Genomic DNA, 14,584 nt, shown 5'->3' on the forward strand with positions numbered 1-14,584 from the left:
AACACCGCCCTGCATTTTCTTCGGTTCTTGCAAGACGCTACGATTTTGGCTGGTAAACGCTGCCCATCGTTTTTTCATGGCGATTGGCTTCAACTTCACGCAACGGTTCAACCTGATGCATCGTTTGCTGACAGCGAATCACCAGTTCCTGATATTCACGCGTGCCCTTCTTCTTCCACTCAATTTCATCCGCACGCAACTCACGCACGAATTTTGCCGGGCTGCCAAGGATCATTTGATTGGCGCCAAATTCAGCTCTCGCTTTAACGAACGCCGTAGCGCCAACAATACTGTTTTCGCCAATTTGTGCGCCATCAAGGATGACCGCATTCATGCCAATCAACACATTTTTGCCAATCAAACAGCCGTGCAGGATCGCACCATGCCCGATGTGTCCGTCCTCTTCAACAATGGTGTCCTGCTCCGGGAAACCGTGCATCACGCAATTATCCTGAACGTTAGCGCCATCTTTAACGATGATGCGCCCAAAGTCGCCGCGTAAACTGGCATTGGGCCCGATGTACACACGATGGCCAATAATCACATCGCCAATCAATACGGCTGTGGGATGCACATAACTGTCTTCCGGTACCACGGGCGTAAGCCCATCGATTTGATATACAGGCATAATTTTCCCTTACGGATTCACATTGATACCAGCAAAACGCTGGAAATAACCGCTTCCCGGCTGCGGTAGATCGCCAACCGAGGTTTCGCCATGTTCACTCACAAACTGCAGCGCGCCGGGGGCAACACGTTGGTAAATGTTGATGCACAGTTGGCGGGCACTTTGCCCCTGCCAGTGCGGCGGCAGCAATTCGTCCGGCAGCAGTGGGTCTTTTAACACGACGCGACGATAGAAATGGATCAGCAGAAGTTGGATCTGGAAACAGCGCAGTGGAGTCAGTTCGCTCTCGTCCGCCTCACGTAGCAACGGCAATAACGGGCGAAACGAGTTAATAAACTCGCCGTAGCGTTCATTTTTATCGGTGAGTAACCAGCACTCTTCGACTCGCGCTTTGAGCGCGGTTTCTGAGGCCTGCAGGGGGGAACTGGCTTCAAAACAGATGACGTTATCTGCAACACCGGCTTCATGCAGCAAGCTCTGTACATCGGCAAGATTTTGCGACGGTGAGGCCATCAGGCTCGGCGCAAGCGTGCCAAATCCCTGCCAGATAAGCTGTTTTTTAACCTGTTGCAGGGTGTTTTTCTCAAGCCCTTCAGAAAGTAACAGCAACCACTTGCCATCCCATTCAGGTTGGCCGGCACGGTAGATTTTCGCTTCAGCACGGCGGGTCATACGCTGGCCCATCTCGGTCAGGCGATAAAAACTACGCCGCCCGACGCGCTCCACATCAAGCCAGCCTTCTTTGTTGAGTCTGAATAACGAAGTGCGCACGAAACGTTCGCCGAAACCGAGTGACTCCAGCATGGTCGCAAGGCTTCCAAGCCAGATTTCCCCACCGCGATGAGCCAGAGCATCACCGTACAAAGAGACAATCAGCGATGTTCCGCTAATGGGGACGGCACTGACCGCCTGCTGAATAAACTGTTCCAGTTTGTTGCTCATAGATAGCCGAAAGTTCCGTTTAAACCGTCAATACCTAAAACATAGCACAACAAAGATAATAAAAATCATGCCATTACAAATATGATTCACAATTTTGATATTTAATTAATACATGCATTGTTTATTGATTGCGCCGAGCCACGGCGCCGCAGAACGCCACAACTCATCAGTCAAAATGTTGCATTTTGCGAGGTGCTTCCACGTTGTTTACCTCGTGTGTTGTGCAGCCATTTTTTCCCCTTCATTCTTCGATTGCATAAAAAACAAACCAACATTATGATTGGGTCATAAGTAAGGATTTTGCTCGATGGAAAGAGAAGATTTTGGCTTGCAGTGGTTACTGGAACTTCATGGTGTCGTTGTTCATATGGACGATGGGTTTTGGTGGAAAGCTGAAGCCTGGTGCGTTCCACGTTCGGTCCTTTGTCCGCACGGTATTCGTTATTCGTTAACCTTACATAATAAGTACAACACGCGTATTTTTGGTTATGACAATGCTCATGGCATCAGAGCGGCTAGCAATGGGAAGTTTGGCAGCCGAATCGTCCGGGATCACGTTCACCTGACATCGTCTGATAAAGGACATTTCTATGAATTTTCCTCAGCGTCACAACTGCTGGAAGATTTTTTTAAACACAGTGATGAGATCATCAAATCAAGGAGAAAGCGATGAAGGCAAGAATTGGCATCATGCAGAATGAACTTATCCAAAAACATATGCTTGCTATCGTGTCCGGCAAGTATCACCGGGCACCGGATGAACCTAAAATTTGGTTCACATCCATCAACGCGTTGGGCCAAATCCTCAACCCTGAAAACATCGCACTCTTGCGACTCATAGCTGAACATCAACCTGAAACAATCACTGAACTGGCGGCTTTGTCGAACCGTCAGCTCAGTAATTTGTCAGTCACTTTGCAGACGCTAAACGGGTACGGATTTGTCGAGTTGATCAAAACGGGTCGCAAAGTCACACCTAAAGCGCTGTTTACCGATTTTGAAATTATCGTCGACAGCGCCCTGGAAGCCCGAATTCTCGCCTCGTAAACACGCCCCCGTAGGGGCGTGAAAGTTACTGATTAGCCGCCTGGCGTAAATCGCAAACGCGAATCGCTTTTCCTTCCGAGCGTGGCAGGCTGCCGCAGTTCACAATGCTGATATCCGTAGAAATGCCAACCATAGACTTAATACGATGGCGCAACTGATGGCAGACAGAACAACGCTGTTCCTGACTCAGGTACAAGCTGCTCTCTTTCAGCTCCACCTTAACGGAAAGCGTGTCGAGATGGCCGTCGCGATGCACTTCTAACTGATAATGCGGCGCAAGGTGTTCAAACTTCACAATCTCTTCTTCGAGCTGTGATGGGAACACATTCACACCACGGATGATCAGCATATCGTCTGAACGTCCGGTAATGCGGTCCATGCGACGCATTGTGCGCGCGGTGCCTGGCAGTAAGCGGGTCAGGTCGCGTGTTCGGTAGCGAATCACCGGCAGTGCTTCTTTGGTTAGCGTGGTAAACAGTAATTCGCCCTGCTCGCCATCTTCCAGCGGTGTTCCGCTAATCGGGTCGACGATTTCAGGATAGAAGTGATCCTCCCAAATGGTCGGGCCGTCGGTGGTTTCCAGACACTCCATCGCCACACCCGGTCCCATCACTTCAGACAAACCGTAAATATCCAGTGCGGTGATCCCCAGGCGACGTTCGATTTCACGGCGCATGGCGTGTGTCCACGGTTCAGCACCAAACACCCCAACACGCAGCGAGCAATCCCGCGCATCTCCGCCCATCTGGCGTTCCAGCTCTTCAATCAGATTCAGGCACCAGGATGGCGTCACCATAATCATATCAGGGCGGAAATCACGAATAAGCTGAGCCTGTTTCTCTGTTTGCCCGCCTGACATTGGGATAACCGTCGCCCCAAGACGTTCAGCGCCATAGTGCGCGCCAAGGCCGCCGGTAAATAAACCGTAACCATAAGCCACATGAATTTTGTCTTTTGGCGTACCGCCCGCAGCACGCAAAGAACGGGCAACGATGTCGGCCCAGGTATCAATGTCCTTTTGCGTATAACCGACAACCGTTGGTTTACCGGTGGTGCCAGATGAAGCGTGGATACGTACGACCTGCTCCATCGGCACAGCAAAGGTGTCAAACGGATAGTTGTCGCGCAAATCCTGTTTTGTGGTGCACGGAAAGAGGCGAATATCTTTTAGCTCTTTGAAATCATCAGGATGCACACCGACCGCGTCAAATTTGCGTTTGTACATCGGCACGTTGTTGTAGGCGTGGTTAAGCGTCCATTTCATACGCTGCGTTTGTAAGGCCTGCAGCTCATCAAGCGACGCGGTTTCAATCGGTTCCAGCTTAGTTGTTGTGTTTATCATTATAGGGTACTCGCAGGGTTGATTAGCTCACACGCTCAAGGATCAGGGCAATGCCCTGGCCAACACCGATACACATCGTACACAGGGCGAAACGTCCCTTGCGACGATGCAGTTCGTGGCTGGCGGCTAGCGCCAGTCGGGCTCCACTCATGCCCAATGGATGGCCTAATGCAATCGCGCCGCCGTTGGGATTAACATGTGGGGCGTCGTCAGGCAGCCCCAATTGTCGTAACACTCCCAGCGCCTGCGCGGCAAAGGCCTCATTGAGTTCGATGACATCCATATCGTTGATAGAAAGTCCGGCCAGTTCCAACACCTTGCGGGTGGCAGGTACCGGTCCAAGTCCCATCAAGCGCGGTTCGACACCCGCAGTTGCCATCGCCACAATGCGGGTTCGTGGCGTTAAACCGTGACGGCGGGCAGCAGCTTCGCTTGCAATAATCAGCGCTGCGGCACCATCGTTTACGCCAGAAGCATTGCCTGCGGTGATCACCCCGTTTTTGCGGAACGGTGCTTTCAATCCATTGAGTTGTTGCAAAGTTGTTTCAGGGCGAGGATGTTCATCTTCGCGAACTTCCGTCACCGCCCCTTTCTTACCCTTCAATACCACCGGTACGATTTCCTGCGCCAGCACACCATTTTTACGTGCTTGCTCTGCACGTTGTTGGCTACGCCACGCGAATGCATCTTGATCGTCACGGGTTATGCTTAACAACTCAGCTACATTCTCTGCCGTTTCGGGCATGCTGTCAGTACCAAAGTGTTCAGCCATGAGCGGGTTCACAAAACGCCAGCCGATAGTGGTATCGAACATCTCTGCCTGCCGCTGGAACGGGGTAGTTGCCTTGCCCATCACGAACGGTGCGCGTGACATTGACTCCACACCACCGGCAATGATTAATCCGGCATCACCGGCTTTGATTGCCCGCGCAGCCATACCTAACGCATCAAGACCCGAGCCGCAGAGGCGGTTAATCGTGGTGCCAGAAATTGTCTGCGGCAGACCCGCTAACAATGTCGCCATGCGGGCCACGTTACGGTTATCTTCCCCCGCCTGATTTGCACAACCGAGGAGAACATCGTCCACCGCGTTCCAGTCAAGATTCGGGTAACGCGCCATCAACTCTTTAAGCGGGATGGCGGCCAGATCATCGGCACGTACGGAGGAAAGTGCTCCGCCGTAACGACCAATGGGCGTTCTTACACCGTCACAGATAAATGCGTCGTTCATAGTTTGGCTCCAGAAACAGTTGTGCCGATGCGATGCGAACGCCCGCGGAACAGGGCTATCGTTTTCTCGTGCTGATTAAGAATTTCAATGTCATAGACGCCGGTTAGCCGCCCCTGCGTGCGCACCTGAGCAATCGCGGTAAGTGTGTCGCCCGCAAGCCCAGGCCGGACAAAATCGATGCTGCAACCGGATGCTACGGCTGCCAACCCCTGGCTGTTGCAGGCGTAGGCAAACGCGGTGTCAGCGAGCGTAAACAGTTGCCCGCCGTGGCAGGTCTGGTGGCCGTTGAGCATGGCTTCCGTAATGGTCATCGTCAGGCGTGCAAAACCTTCGCCCATCTCCTGGATTTCAATGCCCATCTGCTGCGCACAGTTATCGCGGGCGTACATTTCCCGGGCGTTGGCCCATGCATTAATGCTCATGTTGAGTCTCCAGCAGTGCGCGTTGACGCAGCAGCGATGTCGGGCGATAGCGCTCCTCGCCGTAATGTTGTTGCAGGTTTTCCAGCAGACGCAGCACGTTCTGCCAGCCAAGTTCTGCACCCCACGCCAGCGGGCCGTGTGGATAATTCACCCCCAGACGCATGGCGGTATCAATGTCTTGTTCGCAGGCCACCCCTTTTTGCAGCGCGTCCGACGCTTCATTGGCCAACATTGCCACGGTGCGCCACACCAACATGCCAGGGTAATCGCTCAGCATCAGTACCTGTTTGCCCTGCTGTTGGAAGAAACGAACCACTTTGGCGGTTTGTTCCGGCGTGTTACCTGCTGCCGCCGCCAGTACAACCAGCGGTGAGCGCTGCCAGTCATTTACCAAATCCAGCAATACCACTGGCCGTTGCAGACGTTTTGCCAGTTGAGTCGCCGTTTCACCTTGTGTGACCTGTACCCAAACGTCATCAAGTTCCAGAGATGAATCAGTGACACTGTCACGAGATTCCGTATTATTGAGCCATGCTGCGCGACCGTGGCGTTGAATGTGCCCAGCTTGCGCACTGGAGGGCAGTACCGCCTGATATGGCAAGGATTCATTGAGCGGCCAGCTAAACACACCCTGCCCGGTTTTCTTGCCCAGACGTTTACCAAGCACCAGTTCTTGTTGAATCAGTGATGGTAAAAAACGTCGCTCCTGCCAGAAGCCGTTGAACACCGAACACGTCACGGCAAAGTTAACGTCCTGACCAATCAAATCTGTCAGTGCAAGCGGCCCCATCGGGAAGCCGCCGCAGTCGCGCAGTGCCGCATCAATCACGCCAGCGGGTGCAATCTGTTCTTCCAGTGCCCGCCACGCTTCAGCATAAAAAGGACGCGCAACGCGGTTGACGATAAATCCCGGCGTGGAGTGGCAACGCACGGGCTGTTTCCCCCAACGGAGCGCAAGTTCAGTCAGGCTTTCCAGCACGGCGGGCGAGGTTTCCAGCCCGCTCACCACTTCCACCAGTTTCATTACCGGAGCCGGATTAAAGAAATGCAGCCCAGCAACGCGCTGCGGGTATTCAACGCCGCTGGCAATCGCGGTAATGGAAATTGACGAGGTGTTACTGGCGAACGTCGTGTCGGGCGAGCACACCGCTGCAAGCTCACGGAAAATCGCCTGTTTGATATCGATTTGCTCAGCAGCCGCTTCAATCACCAGTGCCGCATCAGCCAGTTCATGAATACTCTGTGCCGCCAGTAAACGGTTAACGGTGGCATTTTTGTCGGTTTCTGAAAGCTTGCCCTTTGCCACCCGAGCGCTCAGTGTTGTGGCGATACCATCGATGGCACGCGCCGCAGCGCCTGGCTGGATATCATAAATCCTGACCTGGTGCCCCGCCTGAGCAGCAACCTGAGCAATTCCTGCTCCCATGGTTCCGCTGCCAATCACGGCGATAACTGAATGTGGAGTCAGCATCATCATTTCCCCTTAAACACCGGAGGGCGTTTTGTCAGGAATGCCGACACCCCTTCGCGATAATCTTCGCTGCGTCCCGCCAGGCGTTGGTAATCGCGCTCCAGGTCGAGTTGTTCATTGAGCGTATTGGTTTCCGAGGCATAGAGCGCCTGTTTCACCAGCCCCAGGCCAAACGTCGGCTGGCTGGCAAAGTGCGTGGCGAGTTGTCGGGCGGTGTCGTTTAATGACTCGTCATCAACGACTTGCCAGATCATGCCCCAGTCGAGAGCCTGCTGTGCGCTGAGTTTATCGCCCATCAATGCCAGTCCCATGGCGCGCGCCCGTCCGGCCAGTCGTGGCAAGTACCAGGTGCCACCGCAGTCAGGGACCAGGCCTAATTTACTGAAAGACATAATAAAATTCGCTGAGCGTGCTGCGATAACCATGTCGCATCCCAACGCAAGGGTTGCACCGGCACCGGCGGCAACACCGTTAACCGCGGCGATCACCGGTTTTGGCAGTTTTGCCAGGCGCTTAACCAGCGGGTTATAGAAATTTTCCACCGACGCGCCTAAGTTCGGCGCAGCACCCGTCGGGTCGACGTTACGGTCGTTTAAGTCCTGCCCTGCACAAAATGCGCGTCCTGCGCCCGTGATCAGCAGGCAACGGATGGAGTCATCACGCTCGGCCTGGGTCAAAACCTCAGCCAGCTGGCGGTGCATTTCATCGTTAAAACTGTTCAGGCGTTCAGGGCGATTAAGCGTCAGCGTCATCACGCCGTGTTGCACATCGCTAAGAATGAAATTCATGGTTATCGTCCTTTAAACGCAGCGGGTCGTTTTTCCAGGAATGCGGCGATGCCTTCCTGCCGGTCTTCGGTCGCAGCCAATAGCGTGAAAAGCTGACGCTCTTGCTGCAAACCCTGTGTAAGTGAAATCTCGTGCGCCTGGCGCAGCGCCATTTTTGCTGCCTGCAATGCCAACGGCGCATGTTGCGCGATGCGTGCCGCCAGTTTCTGGCTGTATTCCAGCGTTAGCGCAGCCGGAGTGACCTCTGCAACCAGCCCCGCCTGTTGCGCCTGTGTTGCGCTAATCGCTTCACCGGTCAACACCATGCGGTAAGCCAGGGCTTTCCCGACGCTACGAATCAGACGCTGCGTGCCGCCAGCGCCCGGCATAATGCCCAGCGTGATTTCCGGCAATCCGAAACTGGCGTTATCCCCTGCCAGCACGATGTCGCAAAGCATGGCCAGCTCGCAGCCAGCTCCTAACGCATAACCGTTGACGGCTGCCAGCAAAGGCTTAGGGAATCGTTCGATGCGCGCCCAAAGTTGTGGGCGCGGGTCGTTTAAGGTAGCGGGCATATCACGGCTGGCCATCTCTTTGAGATCGGCTCCGGCGGCGAAAAACCGTGCATTACCGGTGATAACCACTGCACCAACGCTGTCGTCGTGTTGCGCTTTCTCAAGTGCCTGTGCAAGTTGCTCCAGCAGCGCGTTGTTCAAGGCATTGCGGGCTTCCGGGCGGTTTAGCGTCAGCGTCAGCACTCGCTGTTTTTGGCTGCTTAACAGTTCGTTCATCACAACCCCTGCGCGTCAAAGTCGATCACGACGTTGTCGCCTTTTGGCAGTGCCTGGCAACTCAAGATGTAACCCGCCGCCAGTTGATCCGGCTCGAGGCTGTAATTGACGCCCATCTCCACTTCACCGCTCACCACTTTGCAGCGGCAAGTGGCGCACACGCCGCCTTTACAGGCGTAGGGAAGATCCGCGCCCTGGCGCAAGGCTGCGTCGAGGATGCTTTCGTCGTGGGAGTCGAGCGTAATTTTGCGGTCGCGCCCGTCCTGGCGCAGCGTTACCACTTTTCCGGCGGCCTGCTCGCGGCTTTTACGGCTCGGTGCGGTGCCTGGCGTGTTGAAGTGTTCGATGAAAATGTTTTGTTGGGCGACACCCATTTCCAGCAGCGCGGCTTCGGTTTCCAGCATCATGCTCTGTGGCCCACAGATGAAGGTCCGATCAAAGCCTTTTACATCCAGCAGATGGTCACCCAGCGCCTTGATTTTCGCGCCGTCAAGCCGCCCGCTGAGCAGTTCGCTTTCCTGTACTTCCTGGCTAAACAGGTAAATAAGTTGCAGACGCTGCGGGTAGCGATCTTTCAGATCGGCAAGGGCGGTGCGGAACATCATGCTGCGACTGCTACGGTTGCCGTAAACCAGTGTCACGCGGCTATTGGGTTCGGTAGCCAGTGTTGCGCTGACGATGGCGAGCATTGGGGTGATGCCAGAGCCGACCGCCAGTGCTAAATAGTTGCCGGTGGTTTCCGGTTGCGGTTGGTAACCAAATGTTCCCTGCGGGATCATCACGTCCATCGCCACGCCCGCCACCAGGTCGGTGACGGCGTACTGCGAAAAACGCCCACCTTCAATGGCTTTCACCGCCACGCAAATTTCACCCGGTTGTTCGGCGCGGCAAATGGAGTAACAACGGCGCAATTCTTCACCGCCCAGACGCGTTTTCAGAGTCAAATGCTGGCCGGGTTTGAACGCATAATGTGTCTGCAAATCCGCAGGCACTTCAAACGTGATGGCAACCGCTTCAGGAGTTTCCTGCTCAATGCGCGCCACTTTTAGCGAATGGAACGTCGTCATGGCAACCTCAAATACATTTAAAGTAATCAAAGGGTTCACGGCAGCTATCGCAGCGATATAACGCTTTGCAGGCAGTGGAACCGAATTCGCTAATCAGCGAGGTATGTAAACTGCCGCAGCGCGGGCAACTGACGTCCACGGCGGCTGATGTGGCGTGGCATGCGTGTCCTTGTGGCGGGCTGATGCCGTATTCACGCAAACGTGTTTTGGCCGCAGGAGTCATCCAGTCGGTGGTCCACGCGGGGTGCAGCATCTGCTCGATGTGCACCGGATGCAGGTCGGCCTGATCCATCGCTTCGCGAATCGCCTTAAGCAGAAACTCGGTGGCCGGGCAGCCGGAATAGGTCGGCGTGAAACCAATGTGCCAACCGTCATCACGATGGTGAACACTGCGCACCATGCCAAGGTCAGTGATGGTCAGCACCGGGATTTCCGGATCGCTGATTTGCCCGAGAATGCGCCATACCTCGCGGACTTGTGCCGGTTCAACCACATCGAGAGTTTGCATCTTTACCTCACTACCACTGCTGATTAGGGTAAGCGCGTTGCAGATACTGCATTTCCGCCAGTAACGGGCCGAGATGCTCGGTGTGCAGCCCCTGCTTTCCGCCCGTGCGATATTGCGCTTCCTGTGGTTTGACGAGTGTGGCCTCCAGCAGAGCGCCGAAGACTTCCGCCTCCCACGTCGCACGCAGCGTGCGTGGGTCGACGGCGATACCTTGCTGCGCAAGGTTAATTTCCAGCTCGTCGGCCACAAACATTTCGCCGCTAAAACGCCACAGTTTGTTCAGTGATTGCTGCATTTTCTGCTGAGAGAATTCCGTACCGTTGCCTAAGCGCACCAACCAGCCACGGCTGAATCGCAGGTGATAACGCACTTCTTTAATCGCTTTCGCGGCAATGGCGGCAAGTTGGGTATCGCGGCTCTGCGCCAGGCGCTCAAACAGCGCCACATGCCAGGCATCCAGCAGATACTGGCGCATCAACGTGTCGGCAAAGTCGCCGTTCGGTTGTTCTGCCAGTAAGACATTGCAGTACTGACGTTCGTCGCGACCAAATGCCAGTTTGTCTTCATCAAGCGCTTCGCCCTGAAGTTCAGCGGCATAGGTCAGGAAATTGCGCGCCTGGCCGAGTAAGTCCAGACCGATGTTGGCTAACGCCAGGTCAATCTCTAACTCCGGCGCGTGTCCGCACCAGCCCGTTAAGCGTTGGGCCAGCACCAGACAGGTATCGCCGATGCGCAAGGTGTAGGTGGTTAATGGGGAATAAGTCATTTCGCGCCTCACATGTGCTCGATGCCATCAGGGATGGTGTAAAACGTGGGGTGGCGATAAATTTTGCTTTCCGCAGGATCAAAAAACGCACCACGTTCTTCTGGTTGTGACGCGACGATCTCACTCGCCTTCACCACCCAAATTGAGCAGCCTTCAGATCGGCGGGTGTAGGCATCGCGGGCGTTTTCCAGTGCCATTTGTTCATCAGCGGCGTGCAAGCTGCCAACGTGACGATGCGACAAACCCTGTTTGCTTCGGATAAACACTTCATATAACGGCCAGTGAACATTGCTCATAAAATTCTCCTTCAGGCGACAGTGCGGGCGTGTTGTTTTTCGGCGTAAGCAAGGGCGGCTTCTCGTACCCACGTGCCCTCTTCCCAGGCTTTGCGTTTGGCGGCCAGTCGCTCTTCGTTGCACAGCCCGCGTCCTGCAATCACTTCATTAAATTCGTGCCAGTCAATTTCACTGAACTCGTAATGTCCGGTGGCGTCGTTCCAGTGCAGGCCTTCGTCCGGCACCGTCATGCCGAGCATTTCGACTTGCGGTACGGTGTTGTCCACAAAGCGCTGACGCAGTTCGTCATTGCCAAAACGTTTGATTTTCCAGGCAAGGCTCTGGGCGCTGTTTGGCGAGTTGTCATCGTTCGGGCCAAACATCATCAATGCAGGCCACCAGAAACGGTTGATGGCGTCTTGCAACATCTGACGCTGCTCTTCGCTGCCTTCAGCCAGTACAGTGCAAGCTTCAAAACCCTGGCGCTGATGGAAACTCTCTTCTTTGCAAATTTTCACCATCGCACGGGCATACGGGCCGTAGGAGGTGCGGCACAGAGCGACCTGATTAACGATCGCCGCGCCATCAACCAGCCAGCCGATCACGCCAATATCGGCCCAGTTCAGCGTGGGATAATTGAAAATGGAGGAGTATTTCATCTTGCCGTCGAGCATCTTCTGGTAGATGTCTTCACGTGCGCAGCCCAGCGTCTCCGCCGCGCTATACAGATAAAGCCCATGTCCGGCTTCGTCTTGCACCTTCGCTAACAAAATAGCTTTGCGCTTCAGGCTTGGGGCGCGGGTCAGCCAGTTGCCTTCCGGCAGCATGCCAACGATCTCGGAATGGGCGTGTTGCCCAATCTGGCGGATCAGCGTTTTGCGGTATTCATCAGGCATCCAGTCCTGCGGTTCGATAGCAATTTCCTGTGCGATTCGCTCATCAAAGCGGTGTTGTTCAGTCACGTCATCACCTTTTATGATTCAAAATAGATTCGATAATTGCGATTATGCGAATCACTTGATGATTAAAAGTTACAGATAAGTTAATCAAAACACCAAAATTAACACATACACTTTGTGAGCATTATCACGATAAATTTTAAATAATTCATATTATTCATATATATAACAAAACATCGAAAATCACGCGTAATCACATTGTTAATATATTATTAAATTACATCTTGATTTTTATGATTCACAAACCAACCATTGAGGCAATTAAACGTAATGCTTAACGGGGTGTGAGATGCAACAGTTAACAAGCTATCTGTCTGGTCAGTGGGTGATGGGTCACGGCAAAGAACGCACGATAAATCATGCAATTAGCGGCGAAGCGTTGTACCAGGTGACTAGCGAAGGGCTGGATATGGCGCAGGCGCGCCGTTACGCCATCGACAACGGCGGCACCGCATTACGCTCAATGACCTTTGTTCAACGCGCCGCAATGCTCAAAGCAGTCGCAAAACATCTGTTGGCAAACAAAGAGTCGTTTTACGCGATTTCATATCAGACCGGTGCAACGCGCGCGGATAGCTGGGTGGATATCGAGGGCGGTATCGGCACCCTGTTCGCCTACGCGGGCATGGGAAACCGCGAACTACCCGATGATGTGTTATGGCCAGAAGACGAAATGATCCCGCTATCTAAACAAGGTGGATTTGCCGCCCGCCATGTGCTGACGTCGAAATCCGGCGTGGCGCTGCACATCAACGCGTTTAACTTCCCTTGCTGGGGAATGCTGGAAAAACTGGCGCCTACGTGGCTTGCAGGGTTGCCTGCCATCATCAAGCCCGGCACCGCCAGCGCCCAATTGACTCAGGCAATGGTGAAGTCGATTGTTGATTCAGGGCTGGTGCCAGACGGCGCAATCAGCCTGATTTGCGGCGGCGTTGCTAACCTGTTTGATTTGCTCGACGAGCAGGATGTGGTGACGTTCACCGGTTCTGCAAACACCGGCCAGAAGTTACGTTGTCACCCCAATATTGTTGCCCGCTCAGTGCCCTTTACCATGGAAGCGGACTCCCTGAACTGTTGTGTGCTGGGGGAAGATATCACGCCAGATCAGCCTGAATTTGCGCTGTTTATTCGTGAAGTGGTACGTGAAATGACGGCAAAAGCCGGGCAAAAATGTACCGCTATTCGCCGCATCATCGTTCCTCAGGCGCAACTGGAAAACGTAACTCAAGCGTTGCAGGCAAAACTTGCCAAAATCCAGCCCGGCGACCCGGCCCAGGAAGGCGTGAAGATGGGGGCGCTGGTCAGTCTTGAGCAGCGTGATGATGTCCAGAGCAAAGTCCAGCAGCTGATTAACGCGGGGTGCAAAGTGGTGGTTGGTGGCGAAGCAGACACCTCTCGCGCAGGCGCATTCTTCCCACCGACGCTGTTGCTGTGTCTCCAGCCGGATGAAACGCCTGCGGTTCATGAACTGGAAGCTTTCGGCCCGGTTGCCACCGTGATGCCTTATCTCAATGCGGAACATGCAATGTCACTTGCCCGTGCAGGCCAGGGTAGCCTTGCGGGGACGCTGGTGACGGCGAATGGCGATATTGCGCGCCAGTTTATTCTGGGTGCTGCCCGGGCGCATGGACGTATTCAGGTACTCAATCAGGAATCTTCCGTGGAATCTACCGGCCACGGCTCGCCACTGCCGATGTTGGTTCACGGTGGCCCTGGGCGTGCTGGAGGGGGTGAAGAACTGGGTGGCTTGCGTGCGGTGAAACATTACCTGCAACGCACGGCGATTCAGGGCAGCCCATCCATGCTGGCGGCGGTGAGCAAGCAATGGAGCTATGGTGCGGCGGTTAAAGAAGATGCCGTCCATCCGTTCCGTAAACAATTTGAAGATTTGCAGGTTGGCGAAAGCTTGCTGACGGCGCGTCGCACCATTACCGAAGCCGATATTGTCAATTTTGCCAACCTCAGTGGTGACCATTTCTATGCCCACGTCGACAAAATCGGCGCGGCAGAATCGTTCTTTGGCGAGCGCGTAGCCCACGGCTATTTTGTGGTTTCTGCCGCAGCAGGCCTGTTTGTTGACCCGGGTGTAGGGCCTGTTATTGCCAACTACGGAATGGAGAACCTGCGCTTTATCGAACCGGTGAAAATTGGCGATACCCTGCAAGTCCGTCTGACCTGCAAGCGCAAAACGGCCAAATCCCAGAAAACGGCGGAAGATAAACCGGTCGGCGTCGTGGAATGGGCAGTGGACGTGCTGAACCAGGAAAACCAGTCTGTTGCGTTGTATTCCATTTTGACGCTGGTTGCGCGTAAGAATGGGGATTTTGACGCTTAATATTCCCCTCACCCCAACCCTCTCCCAAAGGAG

General features: G+C 54.3%; 16 protein-coding genes. 3 read left to right on the plus strand and 13 right to left on the minus strand.

Going from position 1 to position 14,584, the window contains the following annotated elements; all coding sequences use genetic code 11:
• Positions 1-37: 37 nt before the first annotated feature.
• Together paaY and paaX are read right to left on the minus strand one after the other, a co-directional pair.
• Positions 38-628 (minus strand): phenylacetic acid degradation protein PaaY, encoded by a 591-nt coding sequence (paaY, locus tag BSPA111_RS00435; protein WP_183269256.1) that lies wholly within the window; start codon positions 626-628, stop codon positions 38-40.
• A gap of 9 nt (positions 629-637) precedes the next feature.
• Entirely contained in the window at positions 638-1,570 is a 933-nt protein-coding gene (gene paaX / locus BSPA111_RS00440) for a phenylacetic acid degradation operon negative regulatory protein PaaX (RefSeq protein WP_183269257.1), read from the minus strand.
• 307 nt (positions 1,571-1,877) lie between these two features.
• Between paaX and BSPA111_RS00445 the strand changes: the two genes are divergently transcribed.
• Together BSPA111_RS00445 and BSPA111_RS00450 are read left to right on the plus strand one after the other, a co-directional pair.
• Positions 1,878-2,243: a DUF6516 family protein gene (locus BSPA111_RS00445; protein WP_183269258.1), complete on the plus strand. Its 366-nt coding sequence runs from the start codon at positions 1,878-1,880 to the stop codon at positions 2,241-2,243.
• The gene (locus BSPA111_RS00450) at positions 2,240-2,617 is read left to right on the plus strand and encodes a transcriptional regulator (RefSeq protein WP_183269259.1); all 378 of its coding nucleotides are present in this window, start codon (positions 2,240-2,242) and stop codon (positions 2,615-2,617) included. Before BSPA111_RS00445 ends, BSPA111_RS00450 begins: the two co-directional genes overlap by 4 nt.
• 25 nt (positions 2,618-2,642) lie before the next feature.
• On the opposite strand, the gene paaK is transcribed toward BSPA111_RS00450, so the two are convergent.
• Genes paaK through paaA form a run of 11 tightly spaced genes read right to left on the minus strand, consistent with a single transcriptional unit; the run spans position 2,643 to position 12,219 of the window.
• Positions 2,643-3,959, minus strand: a complete 1,317-nt coding sequence (gene paaK, locus BSPA111_RS00455; RefSeq protein WP_373925611.1) for a phenylacetate--CoA ligase PaaK — start codon at positions 3,957-3,959, stop codon at positions 2,643-2,645.
• Between the two features lie 22 nt (positions 3,960-3,981).
• Positions 3,982-5,190, minus strand: a complete 1,209-nt coding sequence (pcaF, locus tag BSPA111_RS00460) for a 3-oxoadipyl-CoA thiolase (protein ID WP_183269260.1) — start codon at positions 5,188-5,190, stop codon at positions 3,982-3,984.
• The gene (paaI, locus tag BSPA111_RS00465) at positions 5,187-5,612 is read right to left on the minus strand and encodes a hydroxyphenylacetyl-CoA thioesterase PaaI (protein WP_183269261.1); all 426 of its coding nucleotides are present in this window, start codon (positions 5,610-5,612) and stop codon (positions 5,187-5,189) included. The genes pcaF and paaI overlap by 4 nt, the downstream gene beginning before the upstream one ends.
• Positions 5,602-7,083, minus strand: a complete 1,482-nt coding sequence (gene paaH, locus BSPA111_RS00470; protein WP_373925619.1) for a 3-hydroxyacyl-CoA dehydrogenase PaaH — start codon at positions 7,081-7,083, stop codon at positions 5,602-5,604. The genes paaI and paaH overlap by 11 nt, the downstream gene beginning before the upstream one ends.
• Positions 7,084-7,085: 2 nt before the next feature.
• Positions 7,086-7,871 carry a 2-(1,2-epoxy-1,2-dihydrophenyl)acetyl-CoA isomerase PaaG gene (paaG, locus tag BSPA111_RS00475; protein WP_183269263.1) on the minus strand — a complete coding sequence of 262 codons (786 nt, stop codon included), beginning with the start codon at positions 7,869-7,871 and terminating at the stop codon, positions 7,086-7,088.
• A gap of 2 nt (positions 7,872-7,873) precedes the next feature.
• Entirely contained in the window at positions 7,874-8,641 is a 768-nt protein-coding gene (paaF, locus tag BSPA111_RS00480) for a 2,3-dehydroadipyl-CoA hydratase PaaF (protein WP_183269264.1), read from the minus strand.
• Positions 8,641-9,708: a 1,2-phenylacetyl-CoA epoxidase subunit PaaE gene (gene paaE / locus BSPA111_RS00485; protein ID WP_183269265.1), complete on the minus strand. Its 1,068-nt coding sequence runs from the start codon at positions 9,706-9,708 to the stop codon at positions 8,641-8,643. The genes paaF and paaE overlap by 1 nt, the downstream gene beginning before the upstream one ends.
• Before the next feature lie 7 nt (positions 9,709-9,715).
• Positions 9,716-10,216: a 1,2-phenylacetyl-CoA epoxidase subunit PaaD gene (gene paaD / locus BSPA111_RS00490; protein ID WP_183269266.1), complete on the minus strand. Its 501-nt coding sequence runs from the start codon at positions 10,214-10,216 to the stop codon at positions 9,716-9,718.
• A 10-nt stretch (positions 10,217-10,226) separates the two neighbouring features.
• The gene (gene paaC, locus BSPA111_RS00495; protein WP_183269267.1) at positions 10,227-10,982 is read right to left on the minus strand and encodes a 1,2-phenylacetyl-CoA epoxidase subunit PaaC; all 756 of its coding nucleotides are present in this window, start codon (positions 10,980-10,982) and stop codon (positions 10,227-10,229) included.
• A gap of 8 nt (positions 10,983-10,990) precedes the next feature.
• Positions 10,991-11,278, minus strand: coding sequence for a 1,2-phenylacetyl-CoA epoxidase subunit PaaB (gene paaB, locus BSPA111_RS00500; protein WP_183269268.1), 288 nt, complete (start codon positions 11,276-11,278; stop codon positions 10,991-10,993).
• Positions 11,279-11,289: 11 nt separating this feature from the next.
• Positions 11,290-12,219 (minus strand): 1,2-phenylacetyl-CoA epoxidase subunit PaaA, encoded by a 930-nt coding sequence (gene paaA / locus BSPA111_RS00505; protein ID WP_183269269.1) that lies wholly within the window; start codon positions 12,217-12,219, stop codon positions 11,290-11,292.
• Positions 12,220-12,505: 286 nt separating this feature from the next.
• Between paaA and paaZ the strand changes: the two genes are divergently transcribed.
• Complete coding sequence (gene paaZ, locus BSPA111_RS00510) at positions 12,506-14,551, plus strand: phenylacetic acid degradation bifunctional protein PaaZ (protein WP_183269270.1); 2,046 nt, start codon at positions 12,506-12,508, stop codon at positions 14,549-14,551.
• Positions 14,552-14,584: the final 33 nt, after the last annotated feature.

Origin of the sequence: Buttiauxella sp. A111, assembly GCF_014189855.1 — a bacterium.
In the GTDB taxonomy this organism is placed as follows: domain Bacteria; phylum Pseudomonadota; class Gammaproteobacteria; order Enterobacterales; family Enterobacteriaceae; genus Buttiauxella; species Buttiauxella selenatireducens.